Source organism: Actinophytocola sp. (assembly GCF_035712165.1).
Classification (GTDB): Bacteria; Actinomycetota; Actinomycetes; order Mycobacteriales; family Pseudonocardiaceae; genus DASYTH01.
Map to the genome: position 1 here is coordinate 1 of NZ_DASTBH010000541.1, position 20,233 is coordinate 20,233.

27 protein-coding genes are annotated in these 20,233 nt (G+C 70.4%); all 27 read left to right on the forward strand.

The genetic code is table 11. The annotated features are described in order from the left end of the window. The first annotated feature begins 3 nt into the window (after positions 1–3). The 27 genes from VFO68_RS30605 (at position 4) to VFO68_RS30735 (ending at position 19,932) form a co-directional block, all read left to right on the forward strand. Positions 4–135, forward strand: a complete 132-nt coding sequence (locus tag VFO68_RS30605; RefSeq protein ID WP_325161914.1) for a flagellin — start codon at positions 4–6, stop codon at positions 133–135. Positions 136–223: 88 nt separating this feature from the next. Next, positions 224–1,510: a flagellar filament capping protein FliD gene (gene fliD / locus VFO68_RS30610; protein ID WP_325161888.1), complete on the forward strand. Its 1,287-nt coding sequence runs from the start codon at positions 224–226 to the stop codon at positions 1,508–1,510. A gap of 30 nt (positions 1,511–1,540) precedes the next feature. Further along, positions 1,541–1,939: a flagellar export chaperone FliS gene (gene fliS / locus VFO68_RS30615; protein ID WP_325161889.1), complete on the forward strand. Its 399-nt coding sequence runs from the start codon at positions 1,541–1,543 to the stop codon at positions 1,937–1,939. A 5-nt stretch (positions 1,940–1,944) separates the two neighbouring features. Next, positions 1,945–2,277 carry a hypothetical protein gene (locus tag VFO68_RS30620; protein ID WP_325161890.1) on the forward strand — a complete coding sequence of 111 codons (333 nt, stop codon included), beginning with the start codon at positions 1,945–1,947 and terminating at the stop codon, positions 2,275–2,277. 261 nt (positions 2,278–2,538) lie between these two features. Next, the gene (gene flgB / locus VFO68_RS30625; protein ID WP_325161891.1) at positions 2,539–2,889 is read left to right on the forward strand and encodes a flagellar basal body rod protein FlgB; all 351 of its coding nucleotides are present in this window, start codon (positions 2,539–2,541) and stop codon (positions 2,887–2,889) included. Between the two features lie 2 nt (positions 2,890–2,891). Further along, entirely contained in the window at positions 2,892–3,281 is a 390-nt protein-coding gene (locus VFO68_RS30630) for a flagellar basal body rod C-terminal domain-containing protein (protein ID WP_325161892.1), read from the forward strand. Beyond that, the gene (locus VFO68_RS30635; protein WP_325161893.1) at positions 3,278–3,601 is read left to right on the forward strand and encodes a flagellar hook-basal body complex protein FliE; all 324 of its coding nucleotides are present in this window, start codon (positions 3,278–3,280) and stop codon (positions 3,599–3,601) included. Before VFO68_RS30630 ends, VFO68_RS30635 begins: the two co-directional genes overlap by 4 nt. Beyond that, positions 3,598–5,232 carry a flagellar basal-body MS-ring/collar protein FliF gene (gene fliF, locus VFO68_RS30640; RefSeq protein WP_325161894.1) on the forward strand — a complete coding sequence of 545 codons (1,635 nt, stop codon included), beginning with the start codon at positions 3,598–3,600 and terminating at the stop codon, positions 5,230–5,232. The genes VFO68_RS30635 and fliF overlap by 4 nt, the downstream gene beginning before the upstream one ends. A gap of 15 nt (positions 5,233–5,247) precedes the next feature. Beyond that, positions 5,248–6,258: a flagellar motor switch protein FliG gene (gene fliG / locus VFO68_RS30645; RefSeq protein ID WP_325161895.1), complete on the forward strand. Its 1,011-nt coding sequence runs from the start codon at positions 5,248–5,250 to the stop codon at positions 6,256–6,258. Beyond that, complete coding sequence (locus VFO68_RS30650; RefSeq protein WP_325161896.1) at positions 6,251–6,904, forward strand: FliH/SctL family protein; 654 nt, start codon at positions 6,251–6,253, stop codon at positions 6,902–6,904. Before fliG ends, VFO68_RS30650 begins: the two co-directional genes overlap by 8 nt. Beyond that, positions 6,901–8,217, forward strand: coding sequence for a FliI/YscN family ATPase (locus VFO68_RS30655; protein ID WP_325161897.1), 1,317 nt, complete (start codon positions 6,901–6,903; stop codon positions 8,215–8,217). Before VFO68_RS30650 ends, VFO68_RS30655 begins: the two co-directional genes overlap by 4 nt. Continuing rightward, positions 8,218–8,643 (forward strand): flagellar FliJ family protein, encoded by a 426-nt coding sequence (locus VFO68_RS30660; RefSeq protein WP_325161898.1) that lies wholly within the window; start codon positions 8,218–8,220, stop codon positions 8,641–8,643. Continuing rightward, positions 8,640–9,599, forward strand: coding sequence for a transglycosylase SLT domain-containing protein (locus tag VFO68_RS30665; RefSeq protein WP_325161899.1), 960 nt, complete (start codon positions 8,640–8,642; stop codon positions 9,597–9,599). Before VFO68_RS30660 ends, VFO68_RS30665 begins: the two co-directional genes overlap by 4 nt. Next, complete coding sequence (locus tag VFO68_RS30670; RefSeq protein ID WP_325161900.1) at positions 9,596–10,780, forward strand: flagellar hook-length control protein FliK; 1,185 nt, start codon at positions 9,596–9,598, stop codon at positions 10,778–10,780. Before VFO68_RS30665 ends, VFO68_RS30670 begins: the two co-directional genes overlap by 4 nt. Positions 10,781–10,796: 16 nt before the next feature. Beyond that, on the forward strand, positions 10,797–11,204 hold the full coding sequence (locus VFO68_RS30675; RefSeq protein WP_325161901.1) for a flagellar hook capping FlgD N-terminal domain-containing protein: 408 nt from the start codon (positions 10,797–10,799) through the stop codon (positions 11,202–11,204). A gap of 40 nt (positions 11,205–11,244) precedes the next feature. Further along, a complete protein-coding gene (locus tag VFO68_RS30680; RefSeq protein ID WP_325161902.1) occupies positions 11,245–12,072 on the forward strand; it encodes a flagellar hook-basal body complex protein in 828 nt (275 codons plus the stop codon). 104 nt (positions 12,073–12,176) lie between these two features. After that, entirely contained in the window at positions 12,177–12,461 is a 285-nt protein-coding gene (locus VFO68_RS30685; protein ID WP_325161903.1) for a flagellar FlbD family protein, read from the forward strand. Beyond that, a complete protein-coding gene (locus VFO68_RS30690; RefSeq protein WP_325161904.1) occupies positions 12,461–13,240 on the forward strand; it encodes a flagellar motor protein in 780 nt (259 codons plus the stop codon). Before VFO68_RS30685 ends, VFO68_RS30690 begins: the two co-directional genes overlap by 1 nt. Then, positions 13,240–14,136 (forward strand): flagellar motor protein MotB, encoded by an 897-nt coding sequence (locus tag VFO68_RS30695; RefSeq protein ID WP_325161905.1) that lies wholly within the window; start codon positions 13,240–13,242, stop codon positions 14,134–14,136. The genes VFO68_RS30690 and VFO68_RS30695 overlap by 1 nt, the downstream gene beginning before the upstream one ends. Positions 14,137–14,149: 13 nt before the next feature. Beyond that, on the forward strand, positions 14,150–14,578 hold the full coding sequence (locus tag VFO68_RS30700) for a flagellar basal body-associated FliL family protein (protein WP_325161906.1): 429 nt from the start codon (positions 14,150–14,152) through the stop codon (positions 14,576–14,578). A 214-nt stretch (positions 14,579–14,792) separates the two neighbouring features. Beyond that, on the forward strand, positions 14,793–15,755 hold the full coding sequence (locus VFO68_RS30705; protein ID WP_325161907.1) for a flagellar motor switch protein FliM: 963 nt from the start codon (positions 14,793–14,795) through the stop codon (positions 15,753–15,755). Continuing rightward, positions 15,752–16,498, forward strand: coding sequence for a flagellar motor switch protein FliN (gene fliN / locus VFO68_RS30710; RefSeq protein ID WP_325161908.1), 747 nt, complete (start codon positions 15,752–15,754; stop codon positions 16,496–16,498). The genes VFO68_RS30705 and fliN overlap by 4 nt, the downstream gene beginning before the upstream one ends. Beyond that, positions 16,498–16,944 carry a flagellar biosynthetic protein FliO gene (gene fliO / locus VFO68_RS30715; protein WP_325161909.1) on the forward strand — a complete coding sequence of 149 codons (447 nt, stop codon included), beginning with the start codon at positions 16,498–16,500 and terminating at the stop codon, positions 16,942–16,944. Before fliN ends, fliO begins: the two co-directional genes overlap by 1 nt. Next, a complete protein-coding gene (gene fliP, locus VFO68_RS30720) occupies positions 16,941–17,798 on the forward strand; it encodes a flagellar type III secretion system pore protein FliP (RefSeq protein ID WP_325161910.1) in 858 nt (285 codons plus the stop codon). Before fliO ends, fliP begins: the two co-directional genes overlap by 4 nt. A gap of 7 nt (positions 17,799–17,805) precedes the next feature. Then, positions 17,806–18,078, forward strand: a complete 273-nt coding sequence (locus VFO68_RS30725; protein WP_325161911.1) for a flagellar biosynthetic protein FliQ — start codon at positions 17,806–17,808, stop codon at positions 18,076–18,078. Between the two features lie 7 nt (positions 18,079–18,085). After that, positions 18,086–18,853, forward strand: coding sequence for a flagellar biosynthetic protein FliR (locus VFO68_RS30730; RefSeq protein ID WP_325161912.1), 768 nt, complete (start codon positions 18,086–18,088; stop codon positions 18,851–18,853). Further along, positions 18,850–19,932: an EscU/YscU/HrcU family type III secretion system export apparatus switch protein gene (locus tag VFO68_RS30735; protein WP_325161913.1), complete on the forward strand. Its 1,083-nt coding sequence runs from the start codon at positions 18,850–18,852 to the stop codon at positions 19,930–19,932. Before VFO68_RS30730 ends, VFO68_RS30735 begins: the two co-directional genes overlap by 4 nt. The last annotated feature ends 301 nt before the right edge of the window (positions 19,933–20,233 follow it).

Genomic DNA, 20,233 nt, shown 5'->3' on the forward strand with positions numbered 1-20,233 from the left:
GCCATCACCGACACCGACATGGCCATGGAGATGGTGAAGTTCACCCGGTCGCAGATCCTGTCGAACGCGGGCACGTCGATGCTGGCCCAGGCCAACAGCGCGCCCCAGTCGGTGCTGCAGCTGCTGCGTGGCTGAGTAGCCCAGTGATACATGGACCGGGCGGGAATACCCCGACCCCGCCCGGTCCGCCTGGTTTTTGATACGCCGAAGGAGATGATCAACCATGGCTAGTGTCGACGGTCTGGTCACTGGACTGGACACCACCTCGATCATCTCGCAGTTGATGCAACTCGAGGCCGCACCTCAGACCAGGCTGAAGAGCCAGGTCAGCGCCCAGCAGACGGTGCAGAGCGCCTATCAGGCGATCAACGCGCGCATGATGGCCGTGCGCAATGCCGCCCAGACGCTCACCACCGCCTCGACCTGGCAGGCGGTGACCGCGTCCGCCTCGAGCGACGCGGTCACCGCCTCGGCCGGGGCCACCGGTGTGGCCGGCTCCACGACCTTCGACGTGCTCCGGCTCGCCGCCGCGCACGTCGCCACCAGCACCGTGCCCGGCACCGGGACACCGGCCGCAGGCGGCACGCTCGACCTGACCATCGGTGGCAAGACCACCACGATCACGGTCACCACCAACACCGCCCAGGGGGTGGCGGACGCCATCAACGCCGCGAAGACCGGCGTGCGCGCCGCGGTGCTGAACACCACCACCGGCCCGGTGCTGCAGTTCTCGGCGCAGACCACCGGCGCCGCCAGTGAGTTCACCATCGCCGGCCTGACCGACCCGGTCGTCGTGCAGACCCAGGGTGCCGACGCCGAGATCGCCGTCGGCACGCACCGGGTCACCAGCGCCGACAACACGTTCAAGGACCTGATTCCCGGCGTCACCGTCAAGGCCAACAAGGTCGCCGCCGGTGTCACGGTGACCTCGGCGCAGGACGTGAACAAGCTCGCCGACGCGATGCAGGCCCTGGTGGGCGCGATCAACAGCTCGATCTCCGAGATCAACCTGAAGAGCGTCCACGGCGCCACCGCGAAGACCTCCGGTCCGCTGGACTCCAACGCGCTCGCCCGCGGCCTGCGCACGCAGCTGCAGTCCGCCGTCAGCTCCGGCATCAGCACCGGTCCCGGCAACCCGCCGACCAGCCTGAGCACCGTGGGCGTGCAGCTGGAACGCAACGGAAACCTGAAGTTCGACAGGGAGAAGTTCCTCGCCGCCTACCAGGCCGACCCGGCCAAGGTGCAGGCGGACGTGAACGCCGGGTTCGCCAAGACATTCGAGACCATCGCCAAAGAGGCCACCGACCCGGTCGGCGGGCGGCTCACCGAGGCGATCCAGGGCGTCGAGACCTCGCTGCGCCGGATGAACAAGGAGATCTTCAGCTGGGACTCCCGGCTGGCCGCCAAGAAGGTGGCCCTCCAGCGGCAGTACTCGGGCCTGGAGGTAACCCTCGGCAAGCTGAAGGATCAGTCCAACTGGCTCGCCGGCCAGCTCGCCGGCCTGAGCTAGTAGACCCGACCCGGAGTGAGGAACACCACCATGTCGGCACCCGTGCGGATGCGCTACCTGACGGACTCGGTCGCCACGGCCTCCCCGGCGCGACTGCTGGTCATGCTCTACGACCGGCTCTGCCTGGACCTGGAACGAGCCGAGGCCGCGCTGACCGCGGGTGACCGGGAGGCCGCTTCGGCCGCCCTGGTGCACGCCCAGGAGATCCTGATGGAGCTGCGCGGCTCGCTGCGCACCGACGCCTGGGACGGCGCGCAGAACCTCGCCGCCATCTACACCTTCCTGCTCACCGAGCTGATGAAGGCCAACATCCGCCAGGAGGCCGGCCGGGTCACCGCCTGCCTGGACACCGTGCGCCCGCTGCGCGACACCTGGCGGGCCGCCGTGGACAACCAGGCGCCGCCCGCCGACCACCGCGCGCTGGCGTGAGCGACATGAGCCAGCGGACATCCACCTCCTGGCAGGGGGCCTGGGCGGCGGCGCTGGACCGGCTCGAGAGTGACGTGGCCTCGGCCGAGGCACTGCTCGCCGAGGACCACCTGCTGCGTGAGCTGCCGCCGGCCGCGCCGTGGCAGCCGCCGGCCGGGATCGGACCACTGCCGGTCGACCTGCGTCCGCGCGCCGACCAGGTGCTCGCCCGCCAGCTGGCGGTCGCGGAGCGCCTCGCCGCGGTGATGACCGGAACGGCCCGGCAGGTAGCCGTGCTCGGCCGGATCGACCGTGGGCAAGAGGCTCCCCGTCCGAACTACGTCGACTGTGCCATGTGACTTGGTCGGCGTGCCTGGCCAAGATGCCCACCGGTAACGGAGCGATGAGCCAGTGCCATGTGACTTGGTCGGCGTGCCTGGCCAAGATGCCCACCCGGTAACGGTGCGATGAAGCCAGTGCCATGTGACCGTCCGCACAGGACGGTAACGAAAATCCGCTCAACCGCGAGGCACGCCCGCCGATCGCATCGGTAGGAGCACGGACAGCTCAGCCCTGACAGCCACGGATCGGCGCCCAGGAAACGACCAAGGAGCTACGTCGTGTTCGACGACCTCGCATCCAGCGCCGTGCGATCGGCGTTGACCGGGCTGGCCGCTCGCCAGCGCGTGTCCGCCAACAACATCGCCAACATCCAGACCCCGGGCTTCACCGCCAGCCGGGTCGAGTTCGAGTCCGCGCTGCGCAGCGCCGTGGAGTCCGGCGACTCCTCGCCGCGGGTCTCGCCGACGGTCACCGCCTCCCCGCTCGCCGCGCGGCAGGACGGCAACAACGTCAACCTGGACGAGGAAACCATGTCCAGTATGGACACCGGTCTGCGCTACCAGCTCATGCTCCGTGCGCTCGACGACAAGTTCGGTCTGGTCAGCACCGTCTTGAAGGGCATCAGGTAACCATGTTCGACAGCATCCACATCGCCACCACCGGCGTGTCCGTGCACCGCAAGTGGCTCGACGCGGTGTCCGACAACATCGCCAACATCAACAACGTCTCCCCGACGAACGGCGACGCGTTCCAGGAGCGCTTCGTGCGCGCCTCGGCGGTCGAGGGCGGCGGGGTCACGGTGACCGGCATCGAGAACGGCGACCCGGCCGGCCGGCTGGTCTACGACCCGAACCACCCTCTGGCCGACGAGCAGGGCAACGTCAAGGTCCCGGACATGGACCTGGCCGACCAGATGGGCTACCTGATCATGGCCCAGCGCGGTTACCAGGCCAACGTCGCCGCCGCCGAACGGGCCAGCAACTCCTACCAGGCCGCGCTGAACCTAGGGAAGAACGTATGAGCAGCCCGATCGCCGCCATCGGCGCCGTGGCCGGCCCGCCGGCCCCGCTCGCCGCCATCACGGCCACCGACCCGTCGACCGAGACGCGCTCCGGCGCCGGAGCCTCGTTCGGTGACGTGATCGGCAAGGCCATCAACCACACCCAGCAGGTGCAGAACCGGGCAGACGAGTTGGCCGTCCAGGCGGCCAGCGGCGATCTGGCCGACGCGCAGGACTATCTCGCCGCCGCCACCGAGGCTTCCCTGACCACCCAGCTCACGGTCGCGATTCGCAATAAGGCCGTCGACGCGTTCAACGAGATCATGAGGATGCAGGCATGAACCCTGATCGCTTCCTGGCGCTGGGCCGCCGAGTGGTCGACGGTTTCAAAGCTTTCTCTCTTGGCCAGAAGATTGTCGTGCTGGCCAGTGTCATCGCCATCGGGCTTGGCGCGTTCCTGTTCATCAGCTGGTCGTCCACTCCGGACTACTCGCCGCTGTTCTCCAACCTGGCGTCCAAGGACGCCGGGGCCATCGTGGAGAAGCTGGACGCGGCCGGCACCCCCTATGAGCTGACCGACGGCGGTCAGACCATCATGGTGCCCAAGGACCAGGTATACCAGCTCCGGTTGCAGATGAGCTCGGCCGGACTGCCGGCCGACACTGACACCGGATACGCGCTGCTGGACCAGCAGGGCGTGACCACCTCCGAGTTCATGCAGCAGGTGGGTTACCAGCGGGCGCTGGAAGGCGAGCTGACCAAGACGATCAAGTCGATCGACGGCGTCTCCTCGGCCAGCGTGCACCTGGCCATCCCCAAGAAGGACGTGTTCTCCGACAAGGACAGCCGGCCCACCGCCGCGGTGATGGTGCAGACGGCCGGTGGCAAGCAGCTTTCCACCGACCAGGTGCAGACCGTGGTCAACCTGGTCGCGTCCAGTGTGGAGGGTCTGGACCCCGACGACGTCACCGTCGCCGACGCGGCCGGTACCGTGCTCGCCGCCCCCGGACAGACCGGTGCCGGCGCCAGTGGCGGCCGCGAGCAGCAGACGTCGGCATTCGAGCAGCGCATGAGCAACTCGGTGCAGCAGATGGTGACCCAGCTCGTCGGCGCCAACCACGCGGTGGTTCGGATCACCGCGGACCTGGACTTCGACCAGGCCGAGACCAAGAGCCAGACCTACACCAGCGACCCCAACGCCGACCCGCTCTCGGAGAGCACCACCAACGAGACGTACACCGGCAACGGCGGCACGGGCGCAGGCGGCCTGCTCGGCCAGATCAACGGCACCAACGGCGGCGCCGGTGGCGACGGGACCTACCAGCAGCAGAAGGCAGTCCGGGACAACGCGGTCAACTCGGTCATCGAGACCCGCAAGTCCGCGCCCGGCAAGGTGCGCAAGCTGGGCGTCGCGGTGCTGATCGACGAGACCGCCGCGAGGAACGTCGACCTGGGAGCCGTGGAGAACCTGGCCCGCTCCGCCGTCGGCCTGGACACCACCCGCGGTGACACGATCGCCGTCTCGGCGATGCCGTTCGACGAGACCGTCGCGGCGCAGAACGAGCAGGCGCAGGCACAGGCGCAGGCCGCCGAGGAGCGCAACGAGCTGTTCGGTCTGCTCAAGACCGGGATCGTGGCGCTGGGTGTGCTGCTGGTCCTGCTGATCACCTGGCTCACGGCCCGGCGCCGGCGCAAGCGCAACGCGGTCAACCGGGCCGAGCTGCGCAAGCTCGAGGAGCTCAAGGCGGACCTGGAGCGCAAGCGCATCGCCGAGGAGATCGCCGCTGCCAAGCAGCAGGCCAAGATCATGGAAAACAACCACCAGCAGGCGGCCCTGGCCGCAGCCGGTCCGGTCGAGCCGGACACCGGTCCCGAGGAGCACAAGCTCAAGGAGATCGAGGCACTGGTCGACGAGTCACCGGATGAGGTCGCCCGGCTGCTCCGCAGCTGGCTGACGACGACGGGAGCCTGAGCCATGACATCGGACGTGCGAAGCGTTTCCAACGCGGGGCTGCGCAAGGCGGCGGTGCTGCTGGTGCAGATGGGCAGGGAGGGCTCGGCCAAGCTGATGGCCCAGCTCCGGGAGCCCGAGGTCGAGGCGCTGTCGGCGGAGATCGTCCGGCTCGGCACCGTGGACCGCTCGGTCACCAGCGCGGTACTCGAAGAGTTCCACGACATGGCCAGGGCCCGCAAGCACATCGCGCACGGCGGCATCGACTACGCCCGCGACCTGCTGGTGCAGACGCTCGGCGCGGAGCGGGCCGAGGAGATCGTCGGCCGGATCGGCGCCAGCATGCTGGAGGCACCGTTCCGCTCGCTGCAGCGGGCCGACCCGCGCCAGGTGCTGTCCTTCCTGACCGACGAGCACCCGCAGACCGTCGCGCTGGTCGTCGCGCACATGCCGGCCCAGCTCGCCTCGCTGGTGCTGTCCGGCCTGTCGGCCGAGCGGCAGAGCGACGTCGCGCTGCGGGTGGCGACGATGGGCCGTACCTCGCCCGAGGTGGTCCGCAAGGTCGAGGCCATCATCGAGCGCAAGGTCTCCTCGCTGCTGCAGCCCAGTGACCTGTCCACGATCGGCGGCGTCAAGCCTCTGGTGGACATCATCAACCGGTCCGACCGGGTCACCGAACGGTCCATTCTGGAGGGTCTGACCGAGCGGTCCCCGGAACTGGCCGAGGAGATCCGCAGCCAGATGTTCATGTTCGAGGACCTGGTCACCATCGACGACCGCTCGGTGCAGCTGCTGCTGCGCCAGGTGGAGCCGAAGGACCTGGCCACCGCGCTGAAGGGCGTGAGCGAGGACGTGCGGGACAAGGTCACCAAGAACCTGTCCGAGCGTGCCGCGGAGAACCTGATCGAGGAGATCCAGCTGCTCGGCGCGATCCGGCTGCGCACCGTCGAGGAAGCCCAGGCGAAGATCATCGGTGTGATCCGGAGCCTCGAGGACTCCGGGCAGCTCGTGCTGCGGCGAGGCGACGAGGACCAGTTCGTTGACTGAGTGGGGTGCCGCGGTCGTGGTGCCGCGCGAGAAGGCCGACACCGCCGTGCCGTACCAGCTCACCACGATGAAGACCGGCACGCCGGTCAAGGGTTCGCCGCGCAACGCCGCGCGCGACGAGGGCTATGCCATCGGTTGGGCCCAGGGCATGCGCGAGGCCAGGGAGAGCACGATCGCCGCCCGGCAGCGTGCCGAGCGGGAGCTGGAGCACACGCTGCGCCAGCGCGACGAGCGGGTCGAGCGGGCCATGGCGGCGATGTCCGCCGCCGCCGGCCGGATCCGCGAGATCACCGTGCAGCGGTCCGAGGAGCTCTCCGAGCTCATCCTGGCCGCCGCGATCGACCTGGCCGAGGCCATCGTCGGCGCGGAGCTGTCGGCCGACGTGCTCGGGGCCACCCGGACCGCGGTGGCCCGGGCACTGGCCCAGCTGCCGGCCGGCCCGGCGGTGATCGTGCGGCTCAACCCGGAGGACCTGGCCGAGCTGACCGACGCCGGCGACTTGCCGCCCTCCGGCGCTCATGAAGTGACGTTCGTTGCCGATCCTGAGGTCGCCAGGGGCGACGCCGTCGCCCAGAACAAGGTGAGCACCGTCGAGGCGACCGTCTCCGGTGCGCTGCAACGAGTCCGAGCGGAGTTGGTGGCATGACCGCAATCCTGAACGACCGGCTCACCGCGGGGATCGCCGCGGCCGGGCCACGGGTGGTCGGACAGGTGGTCGGTGTGGTGGGGCTGGCCGTGTCGGTGTCCGGCGTGCCGGCCCGCCTCGGGGACATGCTCCGGATCGGCGGCAACACCCAGGAACTGCTGGCCGAGGTGGTCTCGCTGGACGGCGACCGGGTGGTGTGCCTGCCGCTCGGCCCACTGAGCGGCGTCGGCATCGGAAACCCGGTGCACAACACCGGCCGCCCGCTGCAGATCACCGTGGGGAACTCGCTGCGCGGCCGGGTGCTCGACGGTCTGGGCCGGCCGATGGACGGCGGCCCGCCGCTGACCGACGGCCACCGGGTCTCGGTCGAGCTCGCGCCGCCGTCGGCGCTCGAGCGTGACCTGATCCGCTCGCCCATGCAGCTCGGCGTGCGCGCCCTGGACACGACCGTGCCGGTCGGCCAGGGCCAGCGGCTCGGGATCTTCGCCGGGTCCGGCGTCGGCAAGTCCAGCCTGCTTTCCATGATCGCCCGGGGCACCACCGCCGAGATCAACGTGGTCGCCCTGATCGGCGAGCGCGGTCGCGAGGTCCGGGAGTTCCTCGAGCACGACCTCGGCCCCGAGGGCCTGGCCCGTTCGGTGGTCATCGTGGCCACCTCCGACCAGCCGCCGCTGGTGCGGCTGCGTGCCGGATTCGTGGCCACCCGCATCGCCGAGTGGTACCGCGACCAGGGCTCCGAGGTGCTGTTGATGATGGACAGCCTGACCCGGATCGCCATGGCCCAGCGCGAGGTCGGACTTTCCGCCGGCGAGCCGCCGGCCACCCGCGGCTTCCCGCCGTCGGTGTTCGCCCTGCTGCCGACCCTGCTCGAGCGGGCGGGTCCGGCGCCGACCGGCAGCATCACCGGGCTGTACACGGTGCTGGTCGAGGGTGACGACCACAACGAGCCGATCGCCGACGCCGCGCGGTCCATCCTGGACGGTCACGTCGTGCTGGACCGCAAGCTGGCCACCGCCGGGCACTTCCCGAGCATCGAGGTGCTCGAGTCGATCTCCCGGGTGACCGGAGCGGTCACCACGCCGGAGCAGCGCTCCGACATGCATCTGCTGCGCCGGCTGATGGCCGCCCGGCGGGACGTCCGCGAGCTGGTGGAGATCGGCGCGTACGTGGCCGGCACCAACCCGGACGCCGACCGCGCGCTGGCCCTGTGGCCGCAGATCAACGAGTTCTTGCGTCAGGAAGTCGGCGAGCAGGTGCCCGCCGAGCAGTCCTGGCGGGAGTTGCACAGCCTGCTGCACGAGGGGAGCAACTAGGTGAGCGTCGCGTCGAGACTCGGTGCCGTGCTGCGCGCCCGGCGGGTCCAGGAGGACGTCGCCCGTGGCGACGTCGCCCGGGCCAACGCCGAGGTGGCACACGCCAGCCGGCGTACTGCCGAGCGGGCCGGGTCGCTGGACGGCTGGTCCGGCCCGGACAACGTGTCGAACACGGCCTTTCTGGCGTCCGTCGCGGCCGGCCGGGCGCTGGCCCAGGCGCTGCAGGACGCGACCCACGCCGAGCAGTCCGCGCGGGTCGAGGCGGACGAGCGCCGGGACCTGCTGCGCGCCGCTGCCCAGCGCCGGCGCAGCGTCGAGAAGCTGGTCGAGCGGGCGGCCGCGGTGCACCGGCAGAACGAGCTGGCCACCGAGCAGCGGGCCATCGATGACCTGGCCACCGTGCGGCACGCGGGGGAGAGCCTGTGAACGGCATCACCGAGATCGCCAGCCGGATGCGTGAGCTGCACGCGCTGCTGCCGGCCCAGACCCCGCCGGTCGCGTCGTCGACCCGCTCCGGTGGCGACTTCGCCACCCTGTTCAACTCGGCGCTGGGCCAGGCGGGCGGCAACGGCGTCACCGGCCTGGTCGGCAAGGACGGCGTGAGCGGCGCGGACGTGGTCGCCGGCGCGCAGAAGTACCTCGGCGTGCCCTACGTGTGGGGCGGCACCGACCCGAACAAGGGCCTGGACTGCTCCGGCCTGGTCCAGCGCACCTACGCCGACCTCGGCGTGACGCTGCCCCGGGTGAGCCGGGACCAGGCCAAGGTCGGCCAGCCGGTGTCCGGCCTGGACCAGGCCAAGCCCGGTGACCTGCTCGCCTTCGGCAGCCCGGTGCACCACATCGGCATCTACGTCGGCGACGGCAAGATGATCCACGCGCCGGAACCGGGCGCGAAGGTGCGGATCCAGAACGTCTACGAGACGCCGTCGGCGATCCGACGGGTGCTGCCGGACGCCCCGGCGGCCGGCGCGGTCGCCGCCCCGGCGCTCGCCGGCCAGTCCGGCGCCTTCGCCGACCTGTTCTCGACGGCGACGGCGAAGTACGACCTCCCGCAGGGGCTGCTGTCCGCCGTCGCCAAGGCCGAGTCGGGCTACAACCCGAACGCGGTCAGCGGAGCCGGTGCCCGGGGCCTGATGCAGCTGATGCCCGCGACCGCGGCCGGGCTCGGGGTCAACCCGTTCGACCCGGCTCAGGCCGTCGACGGTGCCGCCCGGCTGCTGAAGGGCCACCTGGGCAAGTTCGGCTCGGTCCCGCTGGCGCTCGCCGCCTACAACGCCGGGCCGGGAGCGGTGCAGCGCCACGGCGGCATCCCGCCCTACCAGGAGACCCAGAACTACGTGCGCAAGATCATGGCCACGCTGAGCACAGGAGCCGCCGCATGACGCTGCCCATCGCCGTACGCACCCCGGCGGTTCCCGGCGCCCCCGCCGCCCCGGCCGACGCCGCGGGCGAGACCTCCACCGAGACCTCCGCCGCGTTCGAGTCGCTGCTGCTGGCCCTGACCGGCACTCCGGTGGTCGCCATGCCCACCGCCGTGCCCACCGCCGTGTCCACCGCCGGGACCGCGCAGGACCAGGCCGCCGCGATCGGCACGGCGCCGGCCGGTCTGCCGGCCGGTGCTCCGCCGGCTGTCGGCTCGGCGCCCGCTGCCCCGGCCGCGTTCCCGGTGCCCGCCCCGGCGAGCCCGCTCGCGCCCGGTGCGCCCAACCAGGTGGTCGCCGACCACCCCACAGACCCGTCGGCTGTCCCGGGCGAACCGCTGTGGCTGGAGGTCGCGCCCGGGACGGCCGGCGGCCCACTCGCCCACGAAGCCGCGACATCCGCCGGCGATGCCAGTGTGCCCGCCGCGCCCGCCGCCCCGGCAACCCCGGTGACCGCGCCGGTCACCGCGGGACCCGCCGCCCCGGCCGAGCCCACCGCGGCTCGTGCGGAGGGCGCCGAGACCACCTCGGTCCCGGCCGCGCCGGACGCCGGGCCTGCGCCCGCGCTGGCCGGCGAGGCGCCGGTCGTCGCGGAGGCGGCGCCGGAGCCGGCCGCCGCGCCGGCCGCGGTGGACGCTCCGACGGCCCAGCCCGTCACGTTCCCCGCGCCCGTGGCCCACACCTCGCACACCGCCGCCGCCGAGGCGCCGGCCCGGACCGAACCGGCCGCCGCCCCGCCACCCGCGCAGCAGCTGTCCGCCGAGATCGTCCCGCTGCGCAACCGCGACGGCGAGCACACGCTGACCGTCCAACTGCACCCGGTCGACCTCGGTCCGATCACGGTCACCGCCCAGGTGCGCGGCCAGGACATCCAGCTCGACCTCGGCGGCGCCACCGAAGCCGGCCGGGAGGCACTGCGTGCCGCGCTGCCGGAGCTGCGCCGGGAACTGGAGCGGGCCGGGTTCGACTCGTGCCTGCTCAACACCGGCACCGGCGGCGCCAGAGACGACCACCGCCAGACGCAGTGGCTGCGGTCCGCCCTGGCCGGCGCGCCGGCCACCGGCGCGGTGACCGGTTCCGACCCGGTCGCCCCGGCGCCTGTCCGATCCCGTACCGCCGGCGTGCTCGACCTGCACGCCTGAACCCCAGGAGAGATTCATGACCAGCCCGATCGGCGGCACCTCCGCCGCCCCGCAGGCCGCGCCCCAGCAGAGCCTGAAGGGGGTGTCCGGCATGACTTCCGACGACTTCATGAAGCTGCTCGTCGCTCAGCTGCGGTACCAGGACCCCACCGCGCCGTCCGACGCCACCACCTTCATGGCCCAGACCGCCCAGCTCACCCAGGTGGACACGATGAACGCGCTGGCCCAGTCGCAGCGCGACCTGCTTGTGGCGACGCTCTCATCCCAAGCCAGTGGGTTGATCGGCCGAACGGTCGATTACTTGGACAGTGCGGGTGCCCGGGTGACCGGGACGGTGACCGGAGCCACCTTCGGCACGTCCCCGACGGTGCGGATCGACGGTTCGGACGTCCCCCTGGGCTCGATCATCAGCCAGGCCGGCTGACCTCAGCGTTCACAACCACATCAGGAAAGTAGGAACCAGAATGCTTCGTTCGCTCTTCTCCGGCATCAGCGGTCTGCGCGGTCACCAGCAGATGATGGACGTGACCGGTAACAACATCGCGAACGTGAACACGACCGGGTTCAAGTCCTCGCAGGTGGTCTTCGCCGACGCGCTGAGCCAGACGCTGCGCGGCGCCACCGCTCCGGGCGCCAACACCGGTGCGACCAACCCGGCCCAGGTCGGCCTCGGCGTGCGCACCGCCGGCATCAACACCAACTTCACCCAGGGCGCGACCCAGGTCACCGGCCGCAACGAGGACATGCTGATCCAGGGCGACGGCATGTTCGTGGTCAACGCGGGCGGCCAGCAGGTCTACAGCCGGGCCGGCGCCATGAACTTCGACGCCATCGGTCAGCTCACCACCCCGGACGGCGGTCTGGTCCAGGGCTGGATGGCGGTGGCCGGCGTGGTCAACACCGCCGGGCCGCTGCAGCCGCTGGTGGTGGACTCGTCCATCTACCGCAGCTTCAGCGTGGCCTCCGACGGCACGCTGACCGGCCTGCAGGCCAACGGCACCAGCGCGGTCATCGGCCAGCTCGCCGTGGCCAACTTCGCCAACCCCGGCGGCCTGGAGAAGGCCGGCGGCTCGCTGTACCGCGAGACGATCAACTCCGGTGCCGCGCAGATCGGCACCGCGGGTCAGAACGGCACCGGCGAGGTGGTCAGCAACGCGCTGGAGATGTCCAACGTGGACCTCGCGTCGGAGCTGACCGGTCTGATCATCGCCCAGCGTGGCTTCCAGGCCAACTCCAAGGTCATCAGCACCTCCGACGAGCTGCTGCAGGACCTGATGAACCTCAAGCGATAACCACCCGGTAGTGGCCGGGGTTCGGCTCACTTCGAGCCGGCCCCGGCCGATTTTTTGGGTGTGCGGTCACGGACGCGGCCGCGCCAATCCAAGGACGGAAACCCGTGATACTGCTCAACCGACTCAACGGTCAGCCGTTTGCGCTCAATCCTGACCTGATTGAGCGGGCTGAGTCCACACCGGACACCGTTATCACTTTGCTGAACGGGGCCAAGTACGTGGTGGCCCAATCCCTCGACGAGGTAGCCATGCTGATGCGCGACCACCGCGCCGTGGTGCTGAGCCGGGTCCAGGACCAGGAACAGCCGCCCGCCGGACCGCCCAGCCGGCCGAAGCCCGCGTCGGAGGGTGACGCGACCGTGTTGCGCCTGCCCGAGAGGGGTCAATGATGGATCCGGCAAGCCTGGTAGGGATCGGCATTGCGCTGCTGGCGATCTTCGTGTCGATGCTGCTCGAGGGCGGCGACCCGATGTCGATCATGCTGCTGCCCCCGATCCTGCTCGTGATCGGCGGCACCCTCGGCGCCGGCATGGCCGGCGGGATGATGCGGGACACCGCCGGGATCGTGACGCTGTTCAAGCGCGCGATGACGTCTCCGAAACTCGAGGGCAGCACCGTCATCAACACGGTGGTCAAGCTCGCCGACCGGGCCCGCCGGGAAGGCATGCTGGCGCTGGAGGACGAGGTCAAGAAGGTGCAGGACCCGTTCCTGCGTCGCGGCCTGGAGCTGGCCGTCGACGGCGTCGACTCCGACGAGCTGCGCGACATCCTCGAGCTTGAGATCGAGACCAAGCGCAGGCAGGACAAGGTCGGCGCCAAGCTGTTCGCCGACATGGGCGGGTTCGCGCCGACGATCGGCATCATCGGCACGGTGCTCGGCCTGGTGCACGTGCTGGAGAACCTCGCGGACCCGACCGAGCTCGGCCACCTGATCGCGGGCGCGTTCGTCGCGACCCTGATGGGTGTGCTCACCGCGAACGTCCTCTGGCTGCCGCTGGCCAACCGGCTCAGGCGGATCAGCGACCTCGAGGCCGAGCAGATGCATCTCGCCGTCGAGGGTGTGCTGGCCATCCAGTCCGGGCTGAACCCGCGGCTCGTGGCCCAGAAGCTGCGCAGCATGGTCCCGGCCGAGCCCGCCCCGGCCGCGCCGGCGAAGAAGGCCGCCTGATGGCCAGACGAAGCCGCCGCAAGGGCCACGAGGACGAGGAGCACGCCAACCACGAGCGGTGGCTGCTGACCTACGCCGACATGATCACGCTGCTGATGGTGCTGTTCATCGTCATGTTCGCGATGTCCACGGTCGACACCCAGAAGTTCCAGGAGCTCAAGGACAGCCTGGCCGGCGCGTTCGGCGGCAGCCCGGCGGTGGTCAGCGGCGGGGCGAAGCCGGTCGGCGCGTCCGACGGGATGAGCCCGTTGCCGGACGACCTGCAGGCGGGCAACCCCGCCGGACAGGACTCCATGCAGAAGCTGGACGCCGCGGCGGCCGCCAAGGCCGTGCGCGACGCCGACCGGGTGCGCGCGTCGCGCAACCAGCAGGCCGCCCAGAAGGAGGTGCAGGACTTGCGGGAGCTGCAACGGCTGATCACCGAACGGCTGCGCGCCGAAGGCCTGGACAACTCGGTCGGGTTCGCCATCGACGAGCGCGGGCTGGTGATGAACATCATCACCTCGTCCGTGGTCTTCCCCGGCGACAGCGCTGAGCTGCTGCCCGAGGGCAAGCGCATCATCAACGCGCTGGCTCCGATCCTGGGTCTGGTCCCGAACCACATGGAGATCGCCGGGCACACCAACCAGCTGCCGGTGCCGACCCGCAACTACCCCACCTCGTGGGAGCTGTCCTCGGCCCGGGCGTCCAGTGTGGTGCGTCACCTGATCGCGGACGGCCTGGCCGCCAGCCGGATGACCGCGACCGGATACGCCGACCAGCGTCCCCTCGTGCCGCCGTCGGACCCGCAGTCGGTCACCAGGAACCGGCGCGTCGAGATCATCCTGCTATCCGAACAACCCGCCGAGGTGCGGGCGCTGCTGCCGTCCATTGCCGGCAACACCCAAGCGAACTAAGGAGACCGCTGCCATGGAGAACGAGAAGGCCGGCAAGGCGGACAAGAAGCCGCTCGGCAAGAAGAAGCTGTTCATCATCATCGGTGCGCTGGTGCTGGCACTGGCCGGCGGCGGTGGCTACTACTTCTTCCTCGGCAAGTCCGGCCCGGCCGAGCCCGAGCCGGGCGAGGTGGTCGCGCTGGAGCCGATCACCCTCAACCTGACCGACGGGCACTACCTCAAGCTGCGGCTCGCGCTGCAGGCCACCATCGACGTCGAGACCAAGGTGGACGGCAGCAAGGCCCTCGACCTGGCCGTCAGCGAGTTCAGCAACCGGCCGGTGGCCGAGCTGTCCGGTGACGCCGCCCGCGAGGCGTCCAAGGCGTCGCTGAAGCAGAAGATCGCCGACGCCTACAAGGGCGCCGTGATGGACATCTACTTCACCGAGTTCGTCATGGAGTGAGTAGGCGCAACGCCTTATCGGGCATCGCGCGGCGGCTGGGCTGGCCCCGGCGCCGCGCGATGCCAGCACGGCAGGTCGATGACCTGCCGAAACGCATGGTCCGCCGGCGGCCGTAGGTGCCCCGGCGGCCCGTGCCCATGGACCGCGGCTCACCCGTTCGGGTACTGCTGCGGGGATCGCTCAGCTCGGTGGGGGCAGTGCCGATCTGACGGTCGTGCCACCAACTGCGCCTCGCCCCGGTCGTGCACCGGGCCCCAAGTCCGGCGGACTCGTCACCGACGGCAGGCTGCCGTCCTCGTACGACTTCCTCCGGCCGGCCAAACTCCCCCGTGAGCACCTGCGCACGCTGAACATGGTGTTCGAGACCTTCGCGCACCGGCTCGCCGTGCTGCTCACCTACAACCTGCGGGTCGTGTGTCGCGTGACGCCCTTCTCGGTGCGGCACAGCAGCGCCGAGGAGCACGTCGCGGTCCTCAACGAGCCCATCGTGATCGCGCCGCTGACCCTGGAACCGCTGCCCGGCACCGCGCTGCTGGAGCTGTCCCGGGAGACCGCGATGGTCTGCGTCGACCACCTGCTGGGCGGCAGCGGCGGTCTGCCCCAGCCGGAGCGCCAGCTCTCCGAGATCGAGACGCCGCTGATCCGCGACCTGCTCACCGACATCCTGGCCGAGCTGCGCGACTCCTTCGCCGTCGTCGAGGACATCTACCCCTCCTTCGGCGCCCTGGAGTACGACCCCCAGCTGGTGCAGTTCGGCGGCGGACCGGCCGACACGATGCTGGTGGCCTCCTTCGAGCTCACCGTCGGCGAGGTGAGCAGCATCGTCTCGCTCTGCCTGCCGCTGCAGGGCCTGCTGCCCGCGCTGCAGCGCTACCACGACCAGTCCGCGGTCAGCGCCAGCGAGCGTGCCGCCCGGCAGGCCGCGCACCAGCTGCTCAGCAACCGCCTGCAGGAAGTGCCGATCGACCTCAGCGTGCGGTTCGACGCGATCCGGATGCAGTCCACCGCGCTGCTCGGGCTGCGCCCCGGCGACGTGGTGCCGCTCGGTCATCTGGTCGACCGTCCCCTTGAGATCACCGCGGACGGCCAGGTCTTCGGCCACGCCGAGGCCACCAAACGCGGTTCCCGGCTTGCCTGCCACATCGTCGACATCGTCCAGGAGGAGAACCCAGCATGACCGCAACGATCAACAACCCCACCGCCGTGGCTGTGTCGGCCGCCGAGGCCGCGTTGAGCGTTCTGCCGATCGCGGCGAACCTCACCGTGGGCACCCCGGTTTCCGACCCGTCGGCCGGAGCCATCCCGGGCGGCGTCACCATCGTCGCGACGCTCACCGGCTCGGTGACCGGCCACGTCGGTGTCACGGTCAACCAGGAGCTGGTCGAGGCGCTGAGGAACAGCCCGCTCGGCGAGCTCGACCTGGCCACCGCCGTCGGACCGGCGCTGGACGCGGTGGCCGGGGTGCTCGGCACCGACGCCGCCGCCGGCCAGGAGATGGCGCCGGACGCCGCGGTCGTCGCCATGGCCGCCGCAGGCGACCTGACCGTCGTCCCGCTCCTGGCGAGCGACTCGACGCAGGCCGCGGTCCTGATCTCGCTCGCGGTCGTTCCGGCCGCCACCGAGCCGGTCGCCGAGCCCGCGCCCGCCAAGGGACCCGCCGCCGCCGGCTTCGACCTGCTGCACGGCGTGGACATGGAGATCACCGTCGAGCTGGGCCGGACCTCGATGACCGTCCGGGAGCTGCTCTCGCTGAGCACCGGATCGGTGATCGAGCTGGACCGCACCGCCGGCAGCCCGGCCGACGTGCTGGTCAACCGCAGGCTGATCGCCCGCGGCGAGATCGTGGTCATCGACGAGTACTTCGGCATCCGGATCACCGAGATCCTGCCCAACGGCGACCGCGACCAGAAGTCCGCCTGATGGAGGCGATCCTGCGGGTCGTCATCGCGCTGGTTCTGGTCGTCGGCGTGATGTGGGTACTGGCGAAGGTCGCCCGCAAGCCGCTTCGCGGCCGGGCGGCCGGCAGCCTCGACGTGGTGGCCAGGACGCAGCTGTCCAAGGGCGCCAGCATCGCCGTGGTCAAGATCGATGAGACCGCCCTGGTGCTCGGGGTCACCGACCACGGCATCCGGCTGCTGCACGAGACCGGCGCCGAGGTCTTCGCCACCGAGGCGCCGACCAAGCGCACCGCGGTCGACCTGGATGCGGTCCGGGCCAAGCGGGCCGGTGCCAGCCCCGCGCTGCCGGACATGGTGCCGGCGAAGTCGAAGTCCCCGGGAGCGAAGTTTTCCGGATCGGCTCTGTCAGTCAAGACCTGGAAGCAGGCCGTCGTGGCCATACGGGAACGGTCGGTGCGTGACGCATGATTTCTGCCGTCGGGGTGGCAACCGCGCGTAAGCGCTGGCTCGTGCGAGCCGTGGTCAGCATTCTCGTGCTGGCCGGTGTATTGATCGGGATCTCCCTGCTGGCCCAGCCGGCCGGCGCCGAGACCGTGGCGGCCGTCGCCGCCCAGCCCGCCGGGCCGAGTGCGCCGGCCGGGCCGGCCGAGCCCGCCGGCCCAGGGGCGGTCACCGTCACCGTGGGGTCGCCGGACAAGCCCAGCGAGTCCCTGGTCATTCTGATCGCGCTCACCGTGCTCTCGGTGGCGCCGGCACTGCTGCTGCTGTGCACCAGCTTCACCAAGATCTTCGTGGTGCTGAGCATCACCCGCAACGCGCTCGGCCTCACCTCGGTGCCGCCGAACCAGGTGCTCGCCGGCCTCGCGTTGTTCCTGAGCCTGTTCATCATGGCTCCGACCGCGGCCGCGGTGAACGAGCAGGGCATCCAGCCCTTCCTGAACGGGGAGAAGTCCCAGTCCCAGGCGTTCAACGACGGCGTGCAGCCGCTGCGGGAGTTCATGCTCAAGCAGACCCGGCCGGAAGAGATCGCGCTGTTCACCAAGGTCGCGGACCAGGACAAGCCGGCCAACGCCGACGAGGTCCCGCTGACCACTCTGGTGCCGGCGTTCGTGCTCTCCGAGCTGCGGGCCGCGATGCTGATCGGCTTCGTGCTGTTCATCCCGTTCCTCGTGATCGACATGGTGGTCTCGGCCTCACTCATGTCACTGGGCATGATGATGCTGCCCCCGGTGACGGTCGCACTTCCCTTCAAGCTGTTGCTTTTCGTCCTGGCCAACGGTTGGGGACTGATAGTCACGGCACTCGTCGGCACCTACACCTGAGGACGTCATGAACGACACAACGGTCATCCAGTTGGGCCTTCAGGCCATGTTGATCACCGGCAAGCTCGCCGCGCCGATCCTGCTGACCGCCCTCGCGGTGGGCTTCGCGATCTCGCTGTTCCAGTCGGTGACCCAGATTCAGGAAGTCACCCTGTCCTTCGTGCCGAAGGCCGTCGGGGTCGCGGTCGCGCTGCTGGTGTGTGGAAGCTGGATGGTGCACGAGATCGTCTCCTTCACCACCACGCTGTTCAGTCAGATTCCCAGCCTGGTCAACGGATAGGAGCGGCGTGCAGGCGACACTGGCTCCCGGGGCGCTGCTGGCGCTGCTGCTCGGTTCGATCCGCGCGGTGGCCTGGCTGATCGTCTGCCCGCCGTTCAACGGCCGGGCGATTCCGATGACCGTCAAGGGAATGCTCGCCGTCGCCATGGTGCTGCCGATGGTGCCGCGGCTGTCCACCGATGTGCCCTCCCTGGACAGCTGGGCGGTGGTCGCCGCCGCCATCGAGCAGGTCGTCATCGGCGCCGGGCTGGGCCTGCTCACCGCGGTGATCTTCGCCGGGATCCAGGCGGCCGGTGACCTGCTCGACCTGTTCGGCGGGTTCTCGATGGCCTTCGCCTTCGACCCGATGTCCTTCTCCGGCAACAACGCCGTGCTCGGCCGCTTCTACGGGATGCTGGCCACCACGCTGATGTTCGCCACCGACGCCCACCAGCTGGTGGTCCGCGGGTTCACCCTGTCCTACACCGCGATCCCGTTGAACGGTGGGCTCAACCTCGGCCGGTTGGCCGACATGCTGACCGTCGGGCTCGGCCAGATGTTCCTGTCCGCCGTGCTGATCGCCGGGCCGCTGATCGTCGTGCTGTTCTGCGCCGACATCGGACTCGGCCTGCTCACCCGGATCGCGCCCGCGCTCAACCCGTTCTCCATCGGTTTCCCGGCCAAGATCGCGCTCACGCTGCTCATGGTGGGCCTGGCGATTCCCCTGCTGCCGCAGGCGGTGCAGAGCATCACCGAGGAAGCCACCAACGCCGTGCTGAAGGTGATCGCTCCGTGAGTGGCAAGGACAAGACAGAGAAGCCGACACCCAAGAAGCTCAAGGATGCCCGGAAGGAAGGGCGCATCGCGCGCACCCCGGAGCTCGGAGCCTGGGTGGCGATCCTCGCGGCGAGCTTCATCCTGCCTGGGATGCTCAGCGGCCTGCTGGACGTCGGCGCGGACCTGCTGCGCCAGATCGGCGCCTTCATCGAACGGCCCGAGCCGGGGGCCGCGCTCACCATTCTGGGCAGCGGGTTGCGCGCCGGGGCGATGGTGGTGGCGCCGCTGCTCGGTGCGATGGTGTTGGCCATCCTGGCCTCGGCCGGCCTGCAGGGCGGGTTGCGTCCGGCGCCGAAGCTGCTCAAGCCGCAGTTCAAGAAGCTCAACCCGATCCAGGGTTTCAAGCGGCTGGTCGGCCCGAAGTCCTGGTGGGAGGGCGCCAAGACGCTGATCAAGACCCTGGTGCTCGGCCTCGTGCTGTACATGGTGGTCAAGGACCTCGTCCCCGCCGTGACCGGCTCCGGTTCGCTCGGCCTGCAAGCCCTGCTCGAGATGGCCGGCGGCAAGGCGCTCACCCTGATCCGCGCCGCCGCGGTCGTCGGCCTGGTGCTCGCCGGCGCGGACTACATCGTGAACCGCAAGCGCACCAACAAAGAGCTCAAGATGACCAAGCAGGAAGTGCGCGACGAGCACAAGAACACCGAGGGCGACCCGCAGCTCAAGGGCGCCATCCGGTCGCGGCAGATGGCCATGAGCCGCAACCGCATGATGTCCGACGTCCCGAACGCCGACGTGATCATGGCCAACCCCACCCACGTCGCCGTCGCGTTGCGCTACGACCCCGAGAAGGGCGCCCCCCGCGTAGTCGCCAAGGGCGCAGGTGCCGTAGCCGCCAAGATCCGCGAGCTGGCCGCCGAACACCGCGTCCCGATCGTCCGAGACGTCCCCCTGGCCCGCGCCCTCTACAAGTCGTGCGAAATCGGCCAAGAGATCCCCGCCGACCTCTTCGCCCCCGTAGCCCACGTCCTAGCCTTCCTGCACCGCCTCCGCCGCAAGGGCAGCGCCGCCGGCACCCACAGCCTCCCCCAGGCCGCCTGACCCACCCCCGGTCCCCCTCGGACGCTTCACCCCCGGTCGCACGCCAACAGCCCAACACCGCAAGCGCCCCCAACGGCAACCCGACTGCCCGAAATAGCAACTCGCCGGTCACCCGCGCACCAGCCCGGCGAGTCCCCACCCCCAGCCCGGCGAGTTCCCAGCTCCAGCCCGGTGAGTTCCGCATTGCCGCCCGGCGAGTCGCCCGTTCAGGCGACCACAGTCTCGGTTCTGGGCGCCGGCCGGACGTCCCCCGGCGACGACTGCTGGAAACCGGCGACCCGTCGATTCACCAGGGCACCAG

Excerpts from the sequence above, each read along its gene's own strand:
- fliD (WP_325161888.1), top strand. The coding sequence starts at position 224 with ATGGCTAGTGTCGACGGTCTGGTCACTGGACTGGACACCACCTCGATC.
- fliS (WP_325161889.1), top strand. The coding sequence starts at position 1,541 with ATGTCGGCACCCGTGCGGATGCGCTACCTGACGGACTCGGTCGCCACG.
- VFO68_RS30620 (WP_325161890.1), top strand. The coding sequence starts at position 1,945 with ATGAGCCAGCGGACATCCACCTCCTGGCAGGGGGCCTGGGCGGCGGCG.
- VFO68_RS30630 (WP_325161892.1), top strand. The coding sequence starts at position 2,892 with ATGTTCGACAGCATCCACATCGCCACCACCGGCGTGTCCGTGCACCGC.
- VFO68_RS30635 (WP_325161893.1), top strand. The coding sequence starts at position 3,278 with ATGAGCAGCCCGATCGCCGCCATCGGCGCCGTGGCCGGCCCGCCGGCC.
- fliF (WP_325161894.1), top strand. The coding sequence starts at position 3,598 with ATGAACCCTGATCGCTTCCTGGCGCTGGGCCGCCGAGTGGTCGACGGT.
- VFO68_RS30655 (WP_325161897.1), top strand. The coding sequence starts at position 6,901 with ATGACCGCAATCCTGAACGACCGGCTCACCGCGGGGATCGCCGCGGCC.
- VFO68_RS30670 (WP_325161900.1), top strand. The coding sequence starts at position 9,596 with ATGACGCTGCCCATCGCCGTACGCACCCCGGCGGTTCCCGGCGCCCCC.
- VFO68_RS30675 (WP_325161901.1), top strand. The coding sequence starts at position 10,797 with ATGACCAGCCCGATCGGCGGCACCTCCGCCGCCCCGCAGGCCGCGCCC.
- VFO68_RS30680 (WP_325161902.1), top strand. The coding sequence starts at position 11,245 with ATGCTTCGTTCGCTCTTCTCCGGCATCAGCGGTCTGCGCGGTCACCAG.
- VFO68_RS30690 (WP_325161904.1), top strand. The coding sequence starts at position 12,461 with ATGGATCCGGCAAGCCTGGTAGGGATCGGCATTGCGCTGCTGGCGATC.
- VFO68_RS30695 (WP_325161905.1), top strand. The coding sequence starts at position 13,240 with ATGGCCAGACGAAGCCGCCGCAAGGGCCACGAGGACGAGGAGCACGCC.
- VFO68_RS30700 (WP_325161906.1), top strand. The coding sequence starts at position 14,150 with ATGGAGAACGAGAAGGCCGGCAAGGCGGACAAGAAGCCGCTCGGCAAG.
- fliN (WP_325161908.1), top strand. The coding sequence starts at position 15,752 with ATGACCGCAACGATCAACAACCCCACCGCCGTGGCTGTGTCGGCCGCC.
- fliO (WP_325161909.1), top strand. The coding sequence starts at position 16,498 with ATGGAGGCGATCCTGCGGGTCGTCATCGCGCTGGTTCTGGTCGTCGGC.
- fliP (WP_325161910.1), top strand. The coding sequence starts at position 16,941 with ATGATTTCTGCCGTCGGGGTGGCAACCGCGCGTAAGCGCTGGCTCGTG.
- VFO68_RS30725 (WP_325161911.1), top strand. The coding sequence starts at position 17,806 with ATGAACGACACAACGGTCATCCAGTTGGGCCTTCAGGCCATGTTGATC.